Source organism: Acidovorax sp. LjRoot66 (genome assembly GCF_964253305.1).
Classification (GTDB): domain Bacteria; phylum Pseudomonadota; class Gammaproteobacteria; order Burkholderiales; family Burkholderiaceae_C; genus Acidovorax.
Genome location: NZ_CAXUQU020000001.1, coordinates 2,969,799 through 2,991,506, shown reverse-complemented (window position 1 = coordinate 2,991,506; position 21,708 = coordinate 2,969,799). Strand labels below are relative to the sequence as shown.

Here is a 21,708-nt window from a genome sequence, read left to right as displayed (position 1 = left end):
GCAGCTGAAACGGCCGGCGGCCCGCACTCTGTCCTTCGCCAGCACTCATGGCCACAGCCGCGCAAAGTCGAACGACAGCTGCCGGTGGTGGCGGATGGACAGCATGTAGACCATCTCGCGCTCGTCCACCGGCACATACAGCACCAGGTAGTCACCGTGCAGGTACTCGCGCAGTGCGGTGGCCGCACCGGGCGGCAAACGCGCGAACTGCGCTAGGGCCTCGGCCGACTGCGGGGGATGGTCGAGGTAGCGCCGGCCGATGCGCGGAAAACGTGCCAGGTTCGGAATGACCGTGGCACGCAGCTCTGCCAGCAGCCTGTCGAATGCGAACGTTGCATCCGCCTCGGCCAGGAATGCCTCGATGGCATCAAGCCGCTCCAAAAAGCTCGCCGTCAGCTCCACCCGGTAGAGGGCAGGGCTGTCCTCCTGCTCAGGCACGGCGCTTCGTGCCCTTGCCGGTGGCAGCCGCAGCCCTGCGCTGCTGCAGCCTGGCAATCGCAGCATCCGCCTCGTGCGTGCGCCCGGCTGCGATATCGGCCAGCCCGCGCGCGACGTCTTCTGCCACCAGCAGGTGGATGCGCTCACGCTCGAGCTGGTGGTAGTAGTCGAGCCGCTGGGCATCGATCAGCGCCACATAGCTCTCGCCATTCTTGGTGATGATCTTCTCGGCGCCGGCCTTGGCCTGTTCGGCCAGTTCCGACAGGTTGGCGCGGGCCTGGGTGAATGGCACCACATCGCTGGCAGAAAAACCCATCGCGTCACCTCCAGACAAAACTGAGCAGAATTCTGTGCATTTTACGCCCGGTGGGCCCATCCCATGCACACCCAATGCACCTCCGGCGCTGGGTCCCTCACCGGGTTGACCCGCAATTGCGCCCACAGAGGCAGAGAGTTTTTGGGCGGTGACCCAGTGGAGCGCCAAAACGGGAAGTGCGCTGGTGGAGCGGGCACCCCCCCCGCCGGCGCCACTACACCGCCAAAGACTCCAGATCCAGCTCGCACTCCGCCCGCACACCCAGCGGCAGCACACACAGCCTGACACCATCGAGCGTCAACACCAGGCCCAGCTGCCCGCCCACCTGCACGATGCCGCAGGTGGTCGTGGCGGAGGTGGCCGCATGCGCCGAAGCCGGGCCACCCGATGCCGACATGGCCCGCAAAGTCGAACGCCACGCTGGAATGGCCCTGCCCGGCCAGAAAGTCCAGCAAGGGCTGGTACCCCAGGCGCGATGAGGCGCCACCGCCGTGCAGGGCCAGGGTGTGTGGCCCGCTGTGGTATGGGCTGTGGGTGGTGGTTCCGTGCAATTGAATGTCGCGGAACGGGAGCTGAAATGCTCGACGGTTGGCATGCTTTCGGATGGTTGCGGTGCGCCCTTAGCGCAAAGGTCAGGCCTCGGCCGGTCGCCCTGCTGCAAACAGTTGGGAGGCTTGCAGCGCAAGTTCATCGTCATAGTGCGGCGACTTCTCTACATGCGACAACACATCCAGCCCCAGCAATGGATCCGGATCCACCGCCGCCAGTTGCAGCAGGAGTGAAAGATTCCGCTTGTCCGGGTTCTTGCGTAGCCACCAATGGAACGCTCCATTGCGGTCATGCTCCGCCCCCTCTTCATGGCCTGGCGCTTAGCCCGCAAGCTGCCAGACGAACAAGTCGTCAACATACATGCCGGACGACAGCCACTCGTTCGAGAATCTCATCAACTGCAAGAATTCGGTCTTGTTCATGGGTACTCAAGGCACGCCCGCCGGCCTTCTGAGGCATCGCACCGATGCCCGATAGCTCAAGTCTAGCTTGCTGCAAGAATGCGCACCGCAACGCAAACGGGACAGTCCACGCCCACCAAACTGGAGTAGCCGATGATCGCTCGCCGCGCTATTGCATCCGACATGGACGCCGTGCTCGCCCTGTACCGCGAGCTGCGGCCGCACGACCCGCCGGTGACCCCTGACCGGGCCCTGGAGCTGTGGAACAACGTCCACGACAGCCCCCACTCCTTCATCGCGGTGTGCGAACACGAAGGCCAGGTAGGCGCAACCTGCATGTTGGCCCTGGTGGCCAACCTGGCCAGCGAAGGCCGTCCCATCGGCTTCATCGAGCACGTGGTCACCGCATCGGCCGCGCGGCGCCAGGGGCTGGCCGAGGCATGCTTGGCGTTTGCTGTGGGCGAGGCCTGGCGCTTCGGCTGCTGCAAGGTGGTGCTGCTGTCGGGTGCGCAGCGGCCGCAGGCGCACCGCCTCTACGAAAAACTGGGGTTCGACGGGGATACGGAGCGAGGGTTCGTCATCAAGCGACCACGGGCGTAAGGGGCGGCATCCGAGGGCGGGGCAATCCATTCACGCGCCCTCCTCCTGCATCGTCCGCAAGACCCGCCTTGCAGGCGCGCGCTGGTAGCATGGCGGCACCGTCCCCCGTGCCGACCTTGGAGCATTGCGATGATCGATCAAGCCCGTGCATCACTCCTCGCAAGCCAGGCTTTCGACCTATGGCAGTCCGGCAAGGGAGCAGAGGCCGTCCCGCTCTACGAGCAGAGTCTCACCCTGGCAGACCCCGGCCACTGCGATTTGCCGAGCTACCACGGTGAGTTCGCGGCCGTGCTGTCGGAACTGGGCCGCTTCCCGCAAGCCCGCAGCCAGTTGGAGCAGTCTTTGCGCGTTGCTCGGGAACAGGGTTCTGCAGAGGGCAGCATCGGTGTGGTCATCGCGCGGTATTTTCTGGCCGATCACCTGCTGCGCCAGCAGCAGCCGCAAGAGGCGCTGCAAGTGATCGAACCCTCCCTGGTCACGGGGATCGACTGTGAATGGCTGCTGCGCCTCACCAAGGCGACAGCGCTGCACGCACTGGGACGCGTCGATGAAGCCCGCCCGGAAGCGGCCATTGCACTGGAGACCGCGCCGTCCAGCCAGAAACGGCAACAGCTCGCGGAATTGCTGGCCAATCTCCAGCTGCCGTAGTTGCGGCAATGATGGCCGCCCATCCAATCTCGGCGGGAGGACGGGTGATCGATGTCTCTGCCGCGGCGGCTACACCGCCAAAGACTCCAGATCCAGCGCGCACACCGAGCGCACACCCAGCGGCAGCACACACAGCCTGACGCCATCGAGCGTCAACACCAGGCCCAGCTGCCCGCCCACCTGCACGATGCCGCAGGTGGTCGTGGCGGCGGTGGCCGCATACGCCGAAGCCGGGCCGCCCGATGCCGACAGGGCCCGCACCACCGCACGCACCGGCGGCTGGCCCAGCATGGCCCACAGCGCCTGCGGGTCGCGCAGCTGCAGCGCCTGCAGATAGACGCGAAATGCGGCCTCTTCACGCTCGCCCGGTTCAGGCGGTGCAAGGGGCTCGGCAGTGCCACCCCCATCGGCTTGCCGCAACCGCAGCAGCGCCCGCCGCAGCTGCTGGCGGCTGCCGGCCTCGGTCTTGCCGCCGGCCTGGGCCAATTCAGCATGGCTGGCTTCGAACACCTCGTACAGCAGCACTGCGGCCCCATCGTCTGGCGCCAAACGGGCCGCGAGCATGCGAAGGGCGTGCGTGGCCTGCTGCGCCAGCAACGCCTCGGACTCGGCCGAGGGCGACGACGCCCGCTCCGTGCCGCCATCGCGGCCGGCCACTTCGGCCAGCCACTGCTGCATCCACTGCCGGCGCCGCAGCCGGTCGATGGCCAGGTTGCGCACCACCGTGTGCAGCCAGGCCTGCGCGGCACCAAGCCCGCGCATGGTGGCGGCATCGGCCTCCAGCACGCGCACATAGGCATCCTGCACGGCATCCTCGGCCTCCGCCGGGCCCAGCAGGCGCGCGGCGGCACGCACCAGGCTGCGGCGGTAGGATGGGTCTGTCAGGGGCAGGTGGTGGCGGTCATCAAGCATCCACAAATCTTGCCATAGCACCGCGCACTCTGCTGGCGCGGCCACACGGGCCATGTCACGAAACCGCAGGCTCATTCGTCAAGGCAGTTCATCTCCATCCAAGGACCCCTCCATGTACTACGCCGCAGACGACACCCCTCCCCCACCCTCCAGCGCCACCGAGCCGCGCACCTCCTACCTGGAGGAAAAGGCCTTCAAGGCGCGCACCCTGCTGATCTTCGGCACCGTGACCGACGTGACCGCCGCCGACGTCACGCGCCGCCTCATCGCCCTGGATGCCGAGGGCCCCGAGCCCATCGACATCATCGTCAGCTCGCCCGGCGGCCACCTCGAATCGGGCGACGCCATCCACGACATCGTGCGCTTCATCGCCGCGCCGGTGAACATGATCGGCACCGGCTGGGTCGGCAGCGCTGCCACCCACCTGTACCTCGCGGCCCCGCGCGAGCGGCGCTACTGCCTGCCCAACACGCGCTTTCTGATCCACCAGCCCAGCGGCGGCGCCGGCGGCCAGGCCACCGACATCGCCGTGCAGGCGCGCGAAATCGTCAAGGCCCGCGAGCGCATCGCCCGCACCATCGCCCGCGAGACCGGCAAGCCCATCGAGGTGGTGCTGGCCGACATCGAACGCGACCACTGGCTCTCGGCCGAGGAGGCGGTGGAGTACGGGCTGGTGTCGCGGGTCATCGAGCGCAAGACCGAGCTGGGCAGGGCCTGAAGCCAGCGCTGGCCTCAATGGGCGCACGCGGCGAGCGACCGGGGAGCGCCCTGCGGCCCGACTGCACGCAGTGACGCAAGCCCCTGCGGCGTATTCGGCCCCAACTGCCTTGCTGCGCCTGAAGCCTGCTTACATCGCCCAATCTGCACAACCTGTATGCTCCGCAGATTCATCCACCCACCCATCCGGCCCCCGCATGTCAACAGCGCTTATCGTGATCTTTGTGATCGTTGCCGCCCTGGCAGCCTGCGGCGCACTCAGCTGGAAGCTGTACGAAATCAACGAAGGCACGGCCTTCAACAGAGTCCGCTACGAGCAGCATGTGGGGCAGTTGCGGGTGGCGCTTCAGGCGTCGGAGGCCAAGCTTGCGCTGATCCGCGAAGCGTTCGAATCCCCCACGGGCGTCGCCGCCCGGGTCGGCGCCCAGCAAGAGCTGGCGACGGCCATCCGCACCTACGCGCCCCACCTGCCCACCAGGTACCGGCACACCCTGAGCTCCCTGCAGGCGAACGAGAAGTTCTTTCTCAGCCTGCACAAGGCGGTGCCCGATTTATTTTCTGACGCGATCAAGACGCGGCTCGACAAGCACAAGCCCATCCGCGACGACTTTTTCGAGATCGACAAAACTGATCTGATCGCTGAGGCCGGGGTGCTGCTGCTGCGGGCCAGGGATGTCCTCAGCGCCGCAGACGCGCCCCCCAGCCTGGACCTGGGGGCCAAGCACATCGTCGCCGCGATATCGCAAGGCCTGCAGATCGGCACCAAGCGCAGCCCCAAGCTGGCAGAAATCGTGGACGCCTGGAACGTGCAGATGGAGCCCGACGCGGCGTAGCGACCATCGGCGTCGCAGATGCGGTGATCGATGCCAAGGCTGCAGTGCGGTTGCGCGCCCTTTCGCAGACCGCAGGAGCCAGATAGGTGCAGCCCGCTTTTACTGGGCATGGAGAAAGCAAAAGTCCAACGTGTGCAAGCCGATGACGGAGCCCACCGATGCCGCCGGGTCCACATGAAACTCCGGCTTGCTGCCCCACCCTGCCAACACCTCCACCACACATGCCCCCTGCACCAGGCCAGACAGCCGGTTGTGCGTGGATGAAAACTGCAGGAATTTCGACACCCGGATGCCCTCCACCAGATCCGCGAGGGTGCAATGCTCGTCCACCGAGTAAACGACTTGCAGTGGCCCCGCCTGGTCGTCGGCAGAGCAGCAGGCCTGCCGGGTGACCTGGATATCCATGGTTGTGGATTTCTCGGCGCCGGGGCCCCTATGCATGGGGAACTTCATTGCAGAAAAGCGCGATCTTGTTCCCCACCGGGTCCCTGACATACGCGACAAAGAAGTTCTTGCTGTACGCAGCACGAAACCCCGGCGGGCCCTCATCGGTGCCACCGGCGGCAACCGCCGCCGCGTGCACCTGCCGAACCAGGTCGTGCGAGCCGGTGCGAAACGCCGCCATCGAACCATTGCCCACGGTCGCCGGCTTCCCGTCGAAAGGCGGTTTGACATAAACGACGCAGGGGCCGCCGGCATGGCTGGCATGCTCGGGTAGCGAGAACGCCAGGCCTTCGCTGTCAACCTGCTTGCGGTAACCCAGCGGCTCCAGCAACGCAGAGTAAAAGCGGTCCGACGCGTTCATGTCGTTCGCGCCGAGGGTGATATAGCTCAGCATGGCGGCGGGGCCCCCCAAAGATCGGACACCCAGCATAAACGAAGGCCTGGGCCACCTGGGGCACCACCCCACCAACGCGCGCAGCAGCCCGGAGCACGGCAACGGCTGTTGCCACCTCCCCCATTTGGGTGCCTGCCAAGACCGACCCCCGCTTCTACAATCGTTAACAAAGAAGAGAGGAAGTAGGGAGAGGGCCCGCAAGGGCCCAGTGGCTTGCCGGTTTGTCCCCGGGTTTGCCTGCGTGTTTCACCCACCAGTGGGATGCGGCAAGGCAGGCCCGGGGCGCATTTCCACCCCGGTCAAGGCCGCTGAGAAGCGCTGCCGGCAATGAACATGGGGTTGCTCGGCAAGGGCGCTCTTGACGGGCATGCCATGCGTCACACTGGCGCCATTCGCCAAGGCGTTGCCGCTCCTTGCGTCACTCATGACTGCGGGGTCGACCAGCCACCCCCCAGCGCCTTGTACAAGGTGACGCCATTGCTCAACCGTGCCAGGCGCGTGCCGATCAGAGCCTGGCGCGCGCTGTACCAGGTGCGCTGCGCGTCCAGCACGTCCAGATAGCTGTCCACCCCCCGGTCAAAGCGGGCCTGCGACATCTGCAGCACCTCGCCACCGGCTTGCACCAACGCAGTTTGCGCGTGCAGTTGATCGCCGACGGCGCTGCGTTGCGCCAGCGCGTCCGCCACCTCGCGAAACGCAGTCTGGATGGCCTTCTCGTACTGCGCCACCGCGATGTCGCGCGCAGCCACGGCGCTGTCCAGATTGGCCTGGTTGGCCCCGCCGTCAAAAATGGGCAGGCTGATCTGCGGGACGAAGCTCCAGCTGCCCGAGCCCGCCTTGAACAGGCCCGACAGGTCTGCACTGCCGCTGCCGGCCGTGGCCGTCAGGCTGATGCGTGGATAGAACGCCGCCCGCGCAGCGCCGATGTTGGCGGTGGCGGCCTTGAGCTGGTACTCCGATTGAAGCAGGTCGGGCCGGCGCAGCAACAGGTCCGACGGCACGCCCGCTGGCAACTCGGGCAAGGCATTCAGTGTGTCGCCCAGAGCGTCGGGCTCCAGCGCCTGGGGCACCTGCGCGCCCAGCAGCAGCGCCAGGGCGTTGCGGTCTTGCGCCACCTGGCCGGTATAGCGGGCCAGGTCCACGCGGGCGCTCTCCACACTGGTCTGCAGCTGGCGCAGCGTCAGGGCAGACGCCGCGCCCAGTTCAAAGCGCGTCTGCGTCAGCCGGTACGACTCGCCCTGGCTGCGCAAGGTCTCGCGGGCCAGGGCCAGCCGCTCCAGGTCGGCTGCCCAGGTCAGGTAGGCGGTGGTCACCTCGCCCACCAGGCTGATCTGGGTGGCGTGGCGCGCCTGCTCAGTGGCCAGAAACTGCTGCAGCGCCTGATCACTCAGGTTGCGCACGCGGCCAAACAGGTCCAGCTCATAGGCGCTCACCCCCAGATTGGCGCTGTACTGGTGGCTGGTGACCGCCGCGCCCGTGCCCGACAGGCCGGGCGGCGTGCGCGCCGCAGTGCCGCTGCCCGCAGCGTTGATGCTGGGCAGCATCTGCGCGTCCTGCACACGGTACTGCGCGCGGGCCTGCTCGATGTTGAGGATGGCCACGCGCAGATCGCGGTTGTTGGCCAGTGCCAGCTCGATCAGGCGGCGCAGTTTGGCATCTGCAAAAAAATCGCCCCAGGCCAGGCTGGCCATGGCCGGTACATCAGCCGGACCATCGGCCGACGCGGCGGGGTACACCGCCGGCACCACGGCAGCGGGCCGCTCGTAATGCGGTGCCAGGTTGGCGCAACCGCTCAGCAGCAGCGCTGCAGCCACAAGGGTCAGGGTCAGGGAACGAGGCATGTCAGTGGCCCTCCGAAAGAACAGGTGCACCAGCGTGCGGAGCATCCGAGGGGGCCTGGTTTTTGCGCCCGACAAGCCGTTGCACGACCACGAAGAAAAGCGGCACGAAGAAGATGGCCAGCACCGTGCCAGACACCATGCCCCCCACCACGGCAGTACCCAGCGCGTTCTGCGCACCGGCGCCCGCGCCCTTGCTCAGCATGAGGGGCAGCACCCCCAGGATGAACGCCAGCGAGGTCATCAGGATGGGTCGCAACCGCATGCGCGCGGCGGTGATGGCCGACTCGACCAGCGGCATGCCCTTGGCATACAACTCCTTGGCGAACTCGACGATCAGGATCGCGTTCTTGGACGCCAGTCCCACCGTGGTCAGCAGGCCGACCTGAAAGTACACGTCGTTCATCTTCCAGGTCAGCACTGCGGCGACCAGGGTGCCCAGCACCCCGAGCGGCACCACCAGCAGCACCGAAAACGGAATCGACCAGCTCTCGTACAGTGCCGCAAGGCACAGGAACACGACCAGGATGGACACCGCATACAGCAGCGAAGCCTTGCCACCGGCCTCCCGCTCCTGGCGCGACACGCCGGTCCACTCAAAGCCGATGCCAGCGGGCAAATCGGCCGCATGGCGCTCCACCAGGTCCAGAGCCTGACCGCTGGACATGGCGCCGGGCATCGCCATGCCCATGATTTCCACCGATGGCACGCCGTTGTAACGCTCCAGCCGGGGCGAGCCACTGATCCAGCCCGAGGTCGAGAACGCGCTGAACGGAACCATCGTGCCGCTGCTGTTGCGCACGTACCATTTGTCGATGTCCGAAGGCGACATGCGATGGGCTGCATCGGCCTGCAGAAAGACCTTTTTCACACGGCCCTTGTCGATGAAGTCATTGACGTAGCTGCTGCCCCAGGCGGCGGAGAAGGTGTTGTTGATGTCGCCCATCGACAGCCCCAGCGCGCCCGCCTTGTGCTCATCGATCTCCAGGCGGAACTCGGGTGCGTCCTCCATGCCGTTGGGCCGCACGGCCACCAGGCCGGGCTCTTTCATCAAGGCCCCCAAGAGCTGGTTGCGCGCCTGCATGAGTGCCGCGTGGCCCAGGTTGCCCCGGTCCTGCAGCATCAGATCGAAACCGCTGGCATTGCCCAGCTCGGACACAGCAGGGGGCGCAAATGCAAAGACCGAGGCATTGCGGATCTGCGACAGTGCGCCCATGGCCTTGTTGGCCACGGCCTGTGCCTTCAGGCCAGGCGCCGTGCGCTCATCCCAGGCCTTGAGCTTGATGAACGCGAAGCCCGTGTTCTGCCCGCTGCCCGCAAAGCTGAAGCCAGCCACCGTGAAGATGGCGTCGACGGCGTCCTTTTGCTCTTCCAGAAAATGGTGCTGCACCTGCTCAAGCACCTTCTGCGTGTTCTTCTGCGTGGCGCCGGGTGGCAATTGCACGATGGCGAACAAGGTACCCTGGTCTTCGTCGGGCAAGAATCCGGCCGGGATCTTGGTGAACACAAAGCCCACGGCCACCACCACGATGGCGTAGCCCACCATCCAGCGCCCGCCGCGTTTGAGCATGCGCTGCACCACGCCCTGATAGCCCCGGTTGCTGCGGTCGAACGCGCGGTTGAAGGCGCCAAAGAACCCCTTGTCCGTCAGCGCATGGCCCTTGGGCACCGGCTTGAGCAGCGTGGCGCACAAGGCCGGCGTGAGCACCATGGCCACCAGCACCGACAGCGTCATTGCCGAGACGATGGTGACGGTGAACTGGCGGTAGATGACGCCCGTGGAACCACCGAAAAACGCCATCGGCACGAACACGGCGGCCAGCACCAGCGCCACGCCCACCAGGGCGCCCGTGATCTGCCCCATGGATTTGCGGGTCGCCTCCAGCGGCGAGAGCCCCTCTTCGCCCATCACCCGCTCGACGTTCTCGACCACCACGATGGCATCGTCCACCAGCAAGCCGATGGCCAGCACCATCGCCAGCATGGTCAGGGTGTTGAGCGAATAGCCAAACGCAGCCAGCACGCCAAACGTGCCCAGCAGCACCACCGGCACGGCGATGGTGGGGATGAGCGTGGCGCGCCAGTTCTGCAGGAACAGGTACATCACCACGAATACCAGCACCACGGCCTCCACCAGCGTCTTGATCACTTCCTGGATGGAGATGCGCACGAACGGGGTGGTGTCATACGGCTTGATGACCTTGACACCGGGGGGGAAGAACCTGGACAGCTCTTCCAGCTTGGCATCCACCGCCTTGACGGTGTTCAGTGCGTTGGCGCCCGTGGCCAGCTTGATGGCCAGGCCAGCGGCGGGCTTGCCGTTGAAGTGGGCCACCGTGGCGTAGTTCTCACTGCCCAGCTCGATCCGTGCCACGTCGCTCAGCCGCACGGCTGCGCCGTTGGCCTGCGTGCGCAGCAAGATGGCGGCAAACTCATCGGCCGTCTTCAGGCGCGTTTGGGCGGTGATGGTGGCATTGAGTTCCTGATTGGCGGCCGATGGCAGGCCTCCCAGTTGGCCGGCAGACACCTGCGCGTTCTGGGCCTGTATGGCGGCCTTCACATCCAGCGGGGTCAGGTTGAAGCTGTTGAGCTTGCTGGGGTCCAGCCAGATGCGCATGGCGTACTGCGAGCCGAACAGCGTGGTGTCACCCACGCCCTCCACGCGGCTGATGGGGTCCTGCACGTTGGCGGCCACATAGTCCGACAGGTCGGAGCCATTGAGCTTGCCATCCTCCGACACGAACGCCAGCACGTTCAGGAAGTTGTTCGCCGACTTGGTGACCTGCACGCCCTGCTGCTGCACCTCTTGCGGCAGCAGGGGCGTGGCCAGTGCCAGCTTGTTCTGCACCTGCACCTGGGCGGTGTCCGGGTTGGTGCCATTCTCGAAGGTCAGCGTGATGGTCACGTTGCCCGACGACTCGCTGTTCGACGCGATGTAGGACAGCCGGTCCAGCCCCTTCATCTTCTGCTCGATGACCTGGGTGACGGTGTCTTCCAGCGTCTTGGACGACGCCCCAGGGTAGGACGCCGATATGGCGATGGCAGGGGGCGCGATGGAGGGGTATTGGGCGATGGGCAGCGTGAGCACTGCCATCACGCCCGCCAGCATCGTGATGATGGCGAGCACCCATGCAAAGATGGGGCGGTCTATGAAAAAACGGGCCATGGTGGTCTCTGTTGGCGGTGCTCAATGGGCCGCGGCGGTGGCAGCGGTAGCGCCGGGGGCGGCAGCAGCGGTGCTGGTGGTCGCCACCTTCTGGGTGGCAGCCGGCTTGTGCGATGGGGCAGGCGCGTAGGGCTGCGGCTGCACCGGCTGGCCGGCGCGCACTTTTTGCTGGCCCTCGACCACGACCACGTCGCCTGCCTTGAGCCCGTCGCGCACCAGCCACTGCTCGCCCACCGCACGGTCGGTGACCAGGGCACGCTGCTCCAGCTTGCCATCGCTGCCCAGCACGAAGGCATAGGGCTGGCCCGTGGCATCGCGGCCCACGGCCGGTTGCGGCACCAGCAAGGCCTGCTCCAGCACGCCCTCTTCCAGCACGGCGCGCGCATACATGCCGGGCAGCAGCTCGGCACGCGGGTTGGGGAACTCGGCGCGCAAGGTCACCGCCCCGGTGGCCTGGTCCACCGTCACGTCGGAAAACTGCAGCGTTCCGGCCTGCGCATAGACACTGCCGTCCTCCAGCACCAGCCGTACCTTGGCCGTCCCGCTCTTGAGAGTGCCCGCATCCATGGACCGCCTGAGCGCCAGCAGTGCGGTCGTGGACTGGGTCACATCCACATAGATCGGGTTCAGCTGCTGCACCGTGGCCAGGGCGTTGGCCTGGTTCGCCGTCACCAGCGCACCCGGCGTCACCGCCGAGCGCCCGATGCGCCCACTGATGGGCGACGTGATGCGGGTGTAGTCCAGGTTGATGCGCTGCGTTTGCAACGCCGACTTGGCGGAGCTGACCTCCGCCTCGGCCTGCAGCAGCGCAGCAGCAGCATCGTCCGCATCCTGCTGGCTCACCGCCTTGATGGCAGCCAACTCCTTGAACCGCCCCGCCTTGAGCCGCACCGTGACCAGATTGGCTTCGGACTTGGACAGCGTGGCCTGGGCGCTGTCCACATTGGCGCGGTACACCGCAGGATCGATCTGGTACAGCACATCGCCCGCCTTCACGTCGCTGCCCTCCTTGAAGCGGCGCTGCAGCACCAGCCCCGTGATCTGGGGCCGCACCTCGGCAATCAGGGCGGGGGCGACACGGCCCGGCAACTCGGTCGTCAGCGGCAGGCGCTGGGGCTGCACGGTGACCACGCTGACCTGGGGGACGCCCTGGCCCCCCGCGGCAGGGGGCTGGGGTGCTTCGCCACAGGCCGCCAGCGCCAGGGCTGAAACGGCAGCCATCCAGGCCACGGGTCGTTGAATAGCGGTATGCATGCGCATGGGAAGAGCTCCTGGCTGGGCCCAGGCATCTCGCAATGCCAGGCAGACACAAAAAGGTCAAAAATGAAGGTTGTAACTGTACCGAACGGTACGGTATTGTTAATTATCGAATTGACACAGCCCGCCTGTCAAGCAAAAATGGACCCATCGGTACACTTAAGGAGACAACATGAAGGTCCGGACGGAAGCGCGCCGCGAGGCGATCCTGGAGGTCGCCTCGGAGGTTTTTCTGGAACTTGGCTTCGAGCGCGCCTCCATCGCCGAGATCGTTCGCCGCATCGGGGGCTCCAAATCCACCATCTACGGCTACTACCCGTCCAAGGAGGCCCTTTTTCAGGCGGTTACCCTGGCAGCGGGCGAGAGGCACATCCGCACCGCCTTCGATGAACTGGCGGCCCACGACATTCGCAGCGGCATCCATGGGGTGCTGGGCAGCTTCTGCAACAAGCTGGTGCAGTTTCTGTGCAGCCCGCAAATGCTGGCCACCCACCGCATGGTGCTGGCCGAGGCGGGGCACTCGAACATGGGCGAGCTGTTCTACGAGGCAGGGCCCCAACGGGGCGCTTGCGAACTGGCGGAGTTCTTGCGCGCTGCCATGGACAACGGCCACCTGCGCACGGAGAACCCACATGTGGCGGCGCTGCAGCTTTTCTCGCTGCTCAACGCAGAAACCCAGCTGCGCTGGTACTACCGCAACCCACCGCCCCTGACGGAGCAGGAGATGCAAGGTGTAGCCGAGCGTGCGCTGGCCACTTTTGCCAGGGCGTATGCGCCGCCATCGGCAACAAAGCACTGCAACGATGATGCTGAGAGATAGCAAAATTCAGCGGCGACCAGGGTCACACTGCACACCCGGCCCCTCAGCACGGTGACCCTGCAAACAGACGAAAATATTCTCCGTTTATTGACAAGGACTCCCGATGACAGGTGTGGTGCTGGGTAAACCCAACTTCGAGGCGATGACCACCGCCGAATTCAAGAGCTTGCTGAACGCGCTGATCAGCGCAGGCTACGTGTCCCTCGACATCCTGCGCCCCGAGATCGATGCCTTCTTCCAGAGCGACCTGACCAACACCCCGCGGGTGGACCCCGACATCGTCGGCGACCATTTCTACGACCTGTTCCAGACCATCACCTTCGGCTCGGCAGACGAGGTCGTTGCGCACTACCAGACCTACCAGAACCGCTCCCTGCCCTTCACGGACAAGCTCTACGACTGGTCCACCATCGAGGGCGACTACGGCTACAGGCTCGTCCTGCCCGACGGCCACCCGGTGCGTACGCTGATGGAGCTGGTCATCGACGCGGCCCGCGAAGGCAATGCGCTGCTCAAATGGGACAACGCGCCCATGCCCGAGGTGTCGTTCATGTGCCTGTGCCAGTTCGGCATCTTCATCAACCTGCGGCCCTGCCCGCCGCGCATGGCGGAGCTCATTCCCAGGCAGCCCCGCTATGCGCAGGTCCGCGACGTGCTGGCGGGGGTGTTCGGCGTGGCGCCGCAGATCTATGCGCAGGATGAACAGTGAGCTGCCGGCAGTGAACCGCGCATTGCGGTGATGGGGCCGCGCGAAGCCGATGGGCCAGTTACCAGTGCCTTGCCCTACCGGACATCCTTGACCTTGTTGGAGCACACCCGCTTGTGGACGCGGTCAAAGATCCCCTGCAACATGGCCTCCCCCGGCGTTGCCCCTGGGCCCGCATGGGGGTCGAACATCGAGTCCAGGGTGTCCTCGACCAAAAAGCGCCTGAACCCCATGGACCTGCCCGCTCGCTCCTTGCCGTTGATCTCGCCACACAGCGTGATTTTGGAATCACCATGCTCCGACAGGAACAAACCGCGAAACCGCACGCTCTTGGGATCGGGCAGGGCGTCTGCTGCCGCCTGCTTGGCCTCGCTCACGACAAGGTAGTCGTTGTATGTCCGCGCGGCAGCCGTGGCAGATGCCATGGCCGCCGCGACGAGGATGGTGCACTGTAGTTGGGTTGTTGGCATGGGGTGAATTTTGCATTCGATGCGGAACCTGCGCAGTGAAGTACCAGAGGCGCAAGCTCACGGCACCCGCACCCCATCCCGTATCTGCGCCACCACCCCGTTCTGCAGCCGCACCACCGACATGAAGTTGCCTGCGCCGCGGTGGTAGGTCCACTCGTCCACGTACTCGCATGTCTCCGTCACATACTGGCGCGGCGCCTCGCGTGGGTGCAGGGGTACGGTCCACACCACGCGCGGGACGCGGATGCATACGGTGTCGGTGGCAAACGGCTGGCCGCACTTCATGACCAGGCTGGCGCGCGAATCGCCCACGCCCACCAGTAGGCCGCCGCAGCCCAGGCCTTGGGCACGGGCTTCCTTCCCAGGGGTCAGGGTGCCGACGATGATGGCGATGGCCGCCAGTGGCAGCAAGGCGCCAAGTAGCACCAGTGATCGGCGGATGCAGTGGACCATGGCATGGCCGAGAGAGTGGGCGTGGGTCAGCGGCATGGTCGTTTGGATGCGAAACAGATGCGGAAGTTTGACGCTGAAAGACACCCCCATGACAAAGGCCCGCACGCGGCGGGCCCTTCTGGCGCTTGCAGCCTGCCTGCTCAACGGGTGAGCCTGCAGACGCGTTGACCAAGCCGTCTTACTCGGCTTCGATCTTGGATGTCTTCACCACCGTCGCCCAGTTCGCCAGCTCCACCTTGGCCTTGTCGCCCAGCTGCTGGGGCGTCTGGTAGTCGGCGGTGGCGCCCTGCTCCTGGGCCTTTTGCTTGAAAGCCGCGCTCTGCACCACGGTGCGGATATCGGCCGCGAGCTTGTCGATCACGGGCTTGGGCACGGCGGCGGGGGCGAACACGGCGAACCAGGAGGTGGCGTCCACCTTGGGGTAGCCGGCCTCGGCGGTGGTGGGCGCATCGGGCAGGCTGGGCAGGCGCTCCTTGCCGGTCACGGCCAGCACGCGCAGCTTGCCGGCGGCGATGTGGGGCATGAAGGGCGGCGCGGTGCCGAAGGTCAGGTCCACCTGGCCGCCCAGCAGGTCCTGCAGCGCGGGGCCGGTGCCCTTGTAAGGCACGTGCACCATCTTCACGCCGCCCTGCTGCTCCAGCATGGCGCCGGTCACGTGCTGCAGCGAGCCGTTGCCCGACGAGGCGTAGTTGAGCTTGCCGGGGTTGGCCTTGGCGTAGGCAATCAGCTCGGCCAGGGTCTTCACCGGCAGGTCGTTGCGCACCACGATGATCTGCGGGGCCGAGATCACGTTGGCCACGGGCTGGAAGTCGCTCTGCTCCCACTGCTTTTGCCGGGTGAGGTGGGGCGAGATGACGTGGTAGCCCGAGTACTGCATGAGCAGGGTGTAGCCATCAGGCTCGGCGCGCTTGACGGCGCTGGCCGCGATGGAGCCGTTGCCGCCGCCCTTGTTGTCGGCGATGACCGACTGGCCCAGCACCGGGCCCAGCGCCTGCGCCAGCATGCGCGCCGACAGGTCGGTGGTGCCGCCTGCCGCCGTGGGCACGACCAGGGTGACGGGCTTGGCGGGGTAGGTGCTGCCGCCCTGGGCAAAGGCGCTGCCGCCAAGGCTTGCGGCCAGTGCGGCCACGGCCAGAAGGGTGAATTGTTTGCGGGTCGTTGTCATGAGGGATGTGTCTCCGTTATCTCAGTTGTTTCAGTTGCCAATGAATCTCGAAGGGGGTGCTGCTCGGGCGTCAGTCGACCTTTGCGCCCGTGTCCTGAACCACCTTGTGCCAGCGCGCCAGGTCGTCCTTGACCAGCATGCCGAGCTGGGTCGATGTGCCCTTGAACGGCTCGCAGCCCACGTTGGCCAGTTTGTCGATCACGTCCTTGTGGTCCAGGGCCTTGGCCACCTCGGCCTGCAGCAGGGCCACCACGGCGGGCGGCGTGCCTGCGGGGGCGAACATGCCGTACCAGGGCGTTTGCCCAAAGCCCTTGAGCGTTTCGCCCATGGTGGGTGCGTCGGGCAGCGCGGCCACGCGCTTTTCGTTGACGACGCCCAGCACCTTGAGCTTGCCGGCCTTGATGAAGGCGATGGACGACGGCAGGCTCTGCACCGACAGCGGCACCTGCCCACCCACCACGTCGGTGGCTGCTGCCGCCGAGCCCTTGTAGGGAATGTGCTGCAGCTCGATGCCAGCGGCCTTTTGCAGCATCTCGCCGATCAGGTGGTTGAGCGTGCCGTTGCCGGCCGAGGCGATTGCGTACTTGCCCGGGCTGGCCTTGGCCACGGCGATCAGCTCAGCCATGTTCTTGGCCGGGAAGGACGGGTGGGCCACCAGCACGTAGCCCGCCGTGGCCAGGGGCGCCACAGGCTCGAAGTCTTTCACCGGGTCGAACCCGGTGCTCTTGTACAGCCAGGGGTTGATGACCTGAGCGCTGTCCGCCGTCACCAGCAGGGTGTAGCCATCGGCCTTGGTTTTGGCGGTGTAGGCCGTGCCCACATTGCCGCCCGCGCCGGGCCGGTTCTCCACCACCACCGACTGGCCCAGCTGCTCGCCGAGCTTTTGCGCCAGCACGCGGGCAATCGCATCGTTGGCACCGCCCGCAGCCTGGGGCACGACCACGGTGATGGGCTTGCCGGGGAATTTGGCTGCATCCTGCGCGGCGGCGTTGAATGCGGCCCCGCACAGCAGCGCGGCGAGCAGCAGCCTGCGCGGCAGGCTGAAATGGGGTCTCGAATCGCTCATGGTCTTGTCTCCTGTCTATCGTTTTCTTTGAATGAACCAGAACAGCGTGGTAACGGGTGGGGGGCCTGGCTATGCGGCGCGCCCTCCCCCCAGCAGCTCTTTATCGCGCGCCAGCGCCCTTTCCTTGATCGCCTCGAAGTCCCCCGGCACCGGGTGCAGCGCCAGGCGCGGCCCGGCCTTGGCGATCTGGCTGGGGATGTCGTGGCCGATCAGCGCGGGCAGGCGCTGCGCGGCGGCCAGCAGCAGGGCCAAGTCCACCCCGGTGGCGTAGCCCATGCAGTCGAGCGCGTGCACGATCTCTTCGCTGCACACATTGCCGCTGGCGCCGGGCGCATAGGGGCAGCCGCCCAGGCCGCCCAGCGAGGCGTCGAACCGGTCGGCCCCGGCGCTGATGCCCGCCAGCACATTGGCCAGGCCCATGCCGCGCGTGTTGTGAAAATGCAGGGTGAATTCCACGCCCGGCCAGCTCGCCCGCGCCGCCGAAGTGAGGGCGGCCACCTGCGTGGGGTAGGCCATGCCCGTGGTGTCGCACAGCGTGACGCCGCCCACGCCCAGGTCGACGAAGCGTTGCACCCAGCCGAACACGGCCTCGGGGGCGACCTCGCCCTCCATCGGGCAGCCAAACACGCACGACAGCGACACGTTGACCGCCACGCGCGCCGCCTGCGCCGTGGCCACCACCTGGGCCAGTGCGGCGAACGAATGCTCCTGCGTCATGCGCAGGTTGGCGATGTTGTGCGTGGCACTGGCCGACATGACCAGGTTGAGCTCGTCCGCACGCGATTCGATGGCGCGCTCGGCCCCGCGCACATTGGGCACCAGGGCGGTGTACACGGTGCCAGGGCGGCGCGTGATCTCGCGCATCACCACCTCGGCATCCTTGAGCGCAGGGATGGCCGTGGGCGACGTGAACGAGGTCACCTCGATCTTGGAGAGGCCCGCATCCGAGAGCGCATTGGCCAGCGCGATCTTGTCCTCGGTGGGCACAAAGGTGGCCTCCATCTGCAGGCCGTCGCGCAGGCCCACCTCCTGCATGTGGATGCGCCGGCCATTTCCGGTCCACACGCTGGCTTCTTGCATTGCGGCAGTCATTGGATCACCCCCTTGCTGCGCAGCAGCGCAATCTGATCGGCGGTCAGGCCCGCCTCGGCCAGCACCGCATCGGTGTCGTCGCCCAGGTGCGGCGCACTGCTGCGGATGGAACCCGGCGTGGCCGAGAGCTTGGGCACGATGCCCGGCACCTGCACGCTGTAGCCGTCGCGCGTCTCCTGCGTGAGCAGCATGTCGCGGGCGCGGTAGTGCGGGTCTTCGGCGATGTCGCGCGCGGTGTAGACCTTGCCGGCCGGCACGCGGGCCGTGCCCAGGGCGTCGAGCACCTGCTGCACGGTGAGCGGTGCGCTCCAGGCGCCGATGGCGGCGTCGATCTCGTCCACGCGCGCGACGCGGCCGGCGTTGTCGGCCAGATCAGGGGCCGCGCCCAAGTCGGGCCGGCCGATGGCCTGCATCAGCCGCTTGAAGATGCTGTCGCCATTGCCCGCCACCAGCACCCAGCCATCGGTGCAGGGGTAGGCGTTGGACGGCGCGATACCCGGCAGCGCGCTGCCCGCCGCCTCGCGCACCGCGCCAAAGGCGCTGTACTCGGGGATCAGGCTTTCCATCACGTTGAACACGGCCTCGTGCAGCGCCACGTCGATCACCTGGCCCTGGCCGCCGTTGACCTTGCGGTGGTACAGCGCCGTGAGCACGCCGATGGCGCCGTGCAGCGCGGCCAGCGTGTCGCCAATCGACACGCCCACACGCACCGGCACGCGGCCGGGCTCGCCCGTCAGGTGGCGCAGGCCGCCCATGGCCTCGCCGATGGCGCCAAAGCCCGGCAAGTCGCGGTAGGGCCCCGTCTGCCCGTAGCCCGAGATGCGCAGCATCACCAGCCCAGGGTTGATGCGGTGCAGCTCTTCGGGCGACATGCCCCAGCCTTCCAGCGTGCCGGGGCGAAAGTTCTCGATCAGCACGTCGGCCTCGGCGATCAGCTGGCGAGCGATGTCCTGGCCCTCCTTCTGCCGCAGGTCCAGCGCCACCGAGCGCTTGTTGCGCGACTGCACCTGCCACCAGACGGAGGTGCCCTCCTTGATCAGGCGCCAGTTGCGCAGCGGGTCGCCCGATTCTGGCGCTTCGATCTTGATGACCTCGGCGCCAAAGTCGCCCAGCGTCTTGCCGCAAAAGGGGCCGGCGATGAGTTGGCCCATCTCGATCACGCGCACGCCCTGCAGGGCGGCGGCGGTAGGGGTTGGTGTGGCACCCATCGTGTTCTTGTCTCCAATGTCGCAGCCTGCGGGATGAGGTCTGCTGCGTTGAGCCGCATGATGCGCACAGTTGGCGCTGGCGCAAAACGCTGATGCAACAACCCACCATCGCAAACGGGCATGGCAGAACGCGGGCGTTGTTACCATTGCCCCATGAAGCTCGACCCCGTCTCCCTGCGCCTGTTCGTTGCCGTGATGGAAGAGAGCACCATTGCCGCCGCCGCCGCGCGCGAGCACCTGGCCGCGTCGGCCGTGAGCCGGCGCCTGGCCGACCTGGAAGATGCCCTGCACGTCACCCTGTTCACCCGCAGCAACAAGGGCACCGAACCCACGGCTGCGGCCTATGCCCTGCTGAACCTGGCGCGCGGCGTGCTCAACGACCTGGACGGCATCGCCACGCAGATGCGCGACTACGGCGCCGGCCTGCGCGGCCACGTGCGCGTGGTGGCCAACATCTCGGCCATCAGCCAGTTCTTGCCGGCGCAGCTGCAAAGCTTCATGGCCCTGCACCCGCAGGTGGATGTGCGCCTGCAGGAGCAGATCAGCACCGCCATCGCCCAGTCGGTGGCCGAGAACGCGGCCGACATCGGCATCCTCAACCACGGCCACTATGGCGACCGCGTGGTGCAACTGCCCTACCGCACCGACGAGCTGGCCCTGGTGGTGCCACGCGACCACGCCCTGGCGCGGCGCAAATCCGTGCGCCTGGCCGATGCCCTGCCCTACGACTTCGTGGGCGCGCACCCCGGCAGCGCCATCAACAACCAGCTCACCAAGGCCGCTGCCGAAACCGGGCTGCCGCTGCGCCTGCGCATGCAGGTCACCAGCTACGACGCACTGTGCCTCATGGTCGCGGCGGGCCTGGGCGTGGGCGTCATGCCGCGCGGCAGTGCTGCGCTGTACAAGGGCAGCCAGCCCATCCGCGTGGTCACCTTGAACGAGCCCTGGGCCCACCGCCAGCTGGTGCTGTGCGTGCGCTCGGAAGAGTCGCTGTCGAGCGTGGCGCGCCTGTTGGTGGACCACCTGCGCGCCCCCGCCGAAGGGCCTGCCGCATGACGGCCCCGGCCCTGCCCCCGCTGCAGTGGGACGTGTTCTGCCAGGTCATCGACAACTACGGCGACATCGGCGTGTGCTGGCGCCTGGCCAGCCAGTTGGCGGCGCGCGGCCAGCGCGTGCGCCTGTGGGTGGACGATGCCTCGGCCCTGGCGTGGATGGCGCCTGCGGGATGCCCCGGCGTGGAGCTGCGCCCCTGGGGCGGCGAGGTGCCCGCCGCGCACGAGGCCGCGCCCGATGTGGTGGTCGAGGCCTTCGGCTGCGAAATCCCCCAGCCCTTCCTGGCCTGGGCAGTGCAGCGTGCGTCGACGCGGGAACCTGTGTGGATCAACCTCGAATACCTCTCGGCCGAGGGCTATGTGGAGCGCAACCACCGCCTGCCCTCGCTCATCATGTCGGGCCCGGCCCGGGGCTGGACGCGCTGGTTCTTCTACCCCGGCTTCACCCCCGCCACCGGCGGCCTGCTGCGCGAGCCCGGCCTGCTGGACCAGCGCCCGCCCGGCTTTGCCGCCGCCTGGCGCGCGGGCCAGCCGCCGGCCACGCATCAGCCCCAGCGCTGGATGTCGCTGTTCTGCTACGAGCCCGCCGCCCTGCCCGCGCTGCTGGCCCAGGCCATGCAGCCCGGCGCCGTACCCACCCGCCTGCTGGTCACGCCTGGCCGTGCCACCCAGGCGGTGCGGTCCGCATTGGCCACCTTGCCGGCAGAGCATGGCCCGCTGCAATTGCAGTTTCTGGCCCCCACAGACCAGCAGGGTTTCGATGACCTGCTCTGGGCCAGCGACTTCAACGCCGTGCGCGGCGAGGACTCGCTGGTGCGGGCCCTGTGGGCCGGCCGCGCCCTGGTGTGGCACATCTACCCGCAGGACGATGGCGCCCACCACGCCAAGCTGGCGGCGTTTCTCGACTGGCTGCAGGCCCCGGCCTCGCTGCGCGACTTTCACGCGGCGTGGAACGGCATCCCCGGCCACGGCCCGCTGACCATTCCAGATGATGAAACCCTGGCCGAGTGGAGCGCCTGCGTGCAGGCGGCGCGCGCACGGCTGGCGCAACAAACCGACCTGGTGGGCCAGTTGGTAGGATTTATCGCGGAAAAAAGGTAAAATCCGAGGCTTTGCGCAAATTGAGGCGCGGCACCATGGTGCCCGTACCCCGCGCAATCCCG

Annotated in this window: 23 protein-coding genes; 8 read left to right on the top strand and 15 right to left on the bottom strand. The window is 67.0% G+C overall.

What is annotated here, in order from left to right:
- Positions 1-45 precede the first annotated feature (45 nt).
- The 3 genes from ACSQ3Y_RS13800 to ACSQ3Y_RS13790 form a co-directional block, all read right to left on the bottom strand.
- Positions 46-438, bottom strand: coding sequence for a type II toxin-antitoxin system RelE/ParE family toxin (locus ACSQ3Y_RS13800; RefSeq protein WP_436177669.1), 393 nt, complete (start codon positions 436-438; stop codon positions 46-48).
- Positions 431-754 carry a type II toxin-antitoxin system Phd/YefM family antitoxin gene (locus tag ACSQ3Y_RS13795; RefSeq protein WP_436177668.1) on the bottom strand — a complete coding sequence of 108 codons (324 nt, stop codon included), beginning with the start codon at positions 752-754 and terminating at the stop codon, positions 431-433. Before ACSQ3Y_RS13795 ends, ACSQ3Y_RS13800 begins: the two co-directional genes overlap by 8 nt.
- 214 nt (positions 755-968) lie before the next feature.
- On the bottom strand, positions 969-1,151 hold the full coding sequence (locus ACSQ3Y_RS13790) for a hypothetical protein (protein ID WP_436177667.1): 183 nt from the start codon (positions 1,149-1,151) through the stop codon (positions 969-971).
- Positions 1,152-1,857: 706 nt separating this feature from the next.
- On the opposite strand from ACSQ3Y_RS13790, the gene ACSQ3Y_RS13785 reads away from it, so the two are divergent.
- Together ACSQ3Y_RS13785 and ACSQ3Y_RS13780 are read left to right on the top strand one after the other, a co-directional pair.
- Positions 1,858-2,304: an N-acetyltransferase family protein gene (locus tag ACSQ3Y_RS13785; protein WP_436177666.1), complete on the top strand. Its 447-nt coding sequence runs from the start codon at positions 1,858-1,860 to the stop codon at positions 2,302-2,304.
- A 129-nt stretch (positions 2,305-2,433) separates the two neighbouring features.
- Positions 2,434-2,952, top strand: coding sequence for a tetratricopeptide repeat protein (locus ACSQ3Y_RS13780; RefSeq protein ID WP_436177665.1), 519 nt, complete (start codon positions 2,434-2,436; stop codon positions 2,950-2,952).
- A 69-nt stretch (positions 2,953-3,021) separates the two neighbouring features.
- Here ACSQ3Y_RS13780 and ACSQ3Y_RS13775 read toward each other — a convergent pair whose 3' ends face one another.
- The gene (locus ACSQ3Y_RS13775) at positions 3,022-3,864 is read right to left on the bottom strand and encodes a sigma-70 family RNA polymerase sigma factor (RefSeq protein WP_436177664.1); all 843 of its coding nucleotides are present in this window, start codon (positions 3,862-3,864) and stop codon (positions 3,022-3,024) included.
- 112 nt (positions 3,865-3,976) lie between these two features.
- Between ACSQ3Y_RS13775 and ACSQ3Y_RS13770 the strand changes: the two genes are divergently transcribed.
- Positions 3,977-4,582, top strand: a complete 606-nt coding sequence (locus ACSQ3Y_RS13770) for an ATP-dependent Clp protease proteolytic subunit (protein WP_179680681.1) — start codon at positions 3,977-3,979, stop codon at positions 4,580-4,582.
- Between the two features lie 196 nt (positions 4,583-4,778).
- On the top strand, positions 4,779-5,414 hold the full coding sequence (locus tag ACSQ3Y_RS13765; protein WP_157422138.1) for a hypothetical protein: 636 nt from the start codon (positions 4,779-4,781) through the stop codon (positions 5,412-5,414).
- Between the two features lie 99 nt (positions 5,415-5,513).
- Here ACSQ3Y_RS13765 and ACSQ3Y_RS13760 read toward each other — a convergent pair whose 3' ends face one another.
- The 5 genes from ACSQ3Y_RS13760 to ACSQ3Y_RS13740 form a co-directional block, all read right to left on the bottom strand.
- Positions 5,514-5,819, bottom strand: a complete 306-nt coding sequence (locus ACSQ3Y_RS13760; protein ID WP_436177663.1) for a hypothetical protein — start codon at positions 5,817-5,819, stop codon at positions 5,514-5,516.
- Positions 5,820-5,847: 28 nt separating this feature from the next.
- Complete coding sequence (locus tag ACSQ3Y_RS13755) at positions 5,848-6,252, bottom strand: VOC family protein (RefSeq protein WP_436177662.1); 405 nt, start codon at positions 6,250-6,252, stop codon at positions 5,848-5,850.
- 422 nt (positions 6,253-6,674) lie between these two features.
- Entirely contained in the window at positions 6,675-8,093 is a 1,419-nt protein-coding gene (gene adeC, locus ACSQ3Y_RS13750) for an AdeC/AdeK/OprM family multidrug efflux complex outer membrane factor (protein WP_436177661.1), read from the bottom strand.
- Position 8,094: 1 nt separating this feature from the next.
- Complete coding sequence (locus tag ACSQ3Y_RS13745) at positions 8,095-11,256, bottom strand: efflux RND transporter permease subunit (RefSeq protein ID WP_436177660.1); 3,162 nt, start codon at positions 11,254-11,256, stop codon at positions 8,095-8,097.
- Between the two features lie 21 nt (positions 11,257-11,277).
- Positions 11,278-12,516 (bottom strand): efflux RND transporter periplasmic adaptor subunit, encoded by a 1,239-nt coding sequence (locus ACSQ3Y_RS13740; RefSeq protein ID WP_436177659.1) that lies wholly within the window; start codon positions 12,514-12,516, stop codon positions 11,278-11,280.
- A 169-nt stretch (positions 12,517-12,685) separates the two neighbouring features.
- On the opposite strand from ACSQ3Y_RS13740, the gene ACSQ3Y_RS13735 reads away from it, so the two are divergent.
- Together ACSQ3Y_RS13735 and ACSQ3Y_RS13730 are read left to right on the top strand one after the other, a co-directional pair.
- A complete protein-coding gene (locus tag ACSQ3Y_RS13735; RefSeq protein WP_436177658.1) occupies positions 12,686-13,333 on the top strand; it encodes a TetR/AcrR family transcriptional regulator in 648 nt (215 codons plus the stop codon).
- A 103-nt stretch (positions 13,334-13,436) separates the two neighbouring features.
- A complete protein-coding gene (locus tag ACSQ3Y_RS13730) occupies positions 13,437-14,042 on the top strand; it encodes a hypothetical protein (protein ID WP_436177657.1) in 606 nt (201 codons plus the stop codon).
- Between the two features lie 74 nt (positions 14,043-14,116).
- On the opposite strand, the gene ACSQ3Y_RS13725 is transcribed toward ACSQ3Y_RS13730, so the two are convergent.
- The 6 genes from ACSQ3Y_RS13725 to ACSQ3Y_RS13700 form a co-directional block, all read right to left on the bottom strand.
- Positions 14,117-14,509: a hypothetical protein gene (locus ACSQ3Y_RS13725; protein WP_436177656.1), complete on the bottom strand. Its 393-nt coding sequence runs from the start codon at positions 14,507-14,509 to the stop codon at positions 14,117-14,119.
- A gap of 57 nt (positions 14,510-14,566) precedes the next feature.
- Positions 14,567-14,998: a DUF2845 domain-containing protein gene (locus ACSQ3Y_RS13720; protein ID WP_436177655.1), complete on the bottom strand. Its 432-nt coding sequence runs from the start codon at positions 14,996-14,998 to the stop codon at positions 14,567-14,569.
- A gap of 142 nt (positions 14,999-15,140) precedes the next feature.
- The gene (locus ACSQ3Y_RS13715; protein ID WP_436177654.1) at positions 15,141-16,127 is read right to left on the bottom strand and encodes a Bug family tripartite tricarboxylate transporter substrate binding protein; all 987 of its coding nucleotides are present in this window, start codon (positions 16,125-16,127) and stop codon (positions 15,141-15,143) included.
- 70 nt (positions 16,128-16,197) lie between these two features.
- The gene (locus tag ACSQ3Y_RS13710) at positions 16,198-17,193 is read right to left on the bottom strand and encodes a Bug family tripartite tricarboxylate transporter substrate binding protein (RefSeq protein ID WP_436177653.1); all 996 of its coding nucleotides are present in this window, start codon (positions 17,191-17,193) and stop codon (positions 16,198-16,200) included.
- 69 nt (positions 17,194-17,262) lie between these two features.
- On the bottom strand, positions 17,263-18,285 hold the full coding sequence (locus tag ACSQ3Y_RS13705) for a hydroxymethylglutaryl-CoA lyase (protein ID WP_436177652.1): 1,023 nt from the start codon (positions 18,283-18,285) through the stop codon (positions 17,263-17,265).
- Positions 18,282-19,493, bottom strand: a complete 1,212-nt coding sequence (locus tag ACSQ3Y_RS13700; RefSeq protein ID WP_436177651.1) for a CaiB/BaiF CoA transferase family protein — start codon at positions 19,491-19,493, stop codon at positions 18,282-18,284. Before ACSQ3Y_RS13700 ends, ACSQ3Y_RS13705 begins: the two co-directional genes overlap by 4 nt.
- Positions 19,494-19,646: 153 nt before the next feature.
- On the opposite strand from ACSQ3Y_RS13700, the gene ACSQ3Y_RS13695 reads away from it, so the two are divergent.
- Together ACSQ3Y_RS13695 and earP are read left to right on the top strand one after the other, a co-directional pair.
- Positions 19,647-20,549 (top strand): LysR family transcriptional regulator, encoded by a 903-nt coding sequence (locus tag ACSQ3Y_RS13695; protein WP_436177650.1) that lies wholly within the window; start codon positions 19,647-19,649, stop codon positions 20,547-20,549.
- Positions 20,546-21,646 (top strand): elongation factor P maturation arginine rhamnosyltransferase EarP, encoded by a 1,101-nt coding sequence (gene earP / locus ACSQ3Y_RS13690; RefSeq protein WP_436177649.1) that lies wholly within the window; start codon positions 20,546-20,548, stop codon positions 21,644-21,646. The genes ACSQ3Y_RS13695 and earP overlap by 4 nt, the downstream gene beginning before the upstream one ends.
- Positions 21,647-21,708: the final 62 nt, after the last annotated feature.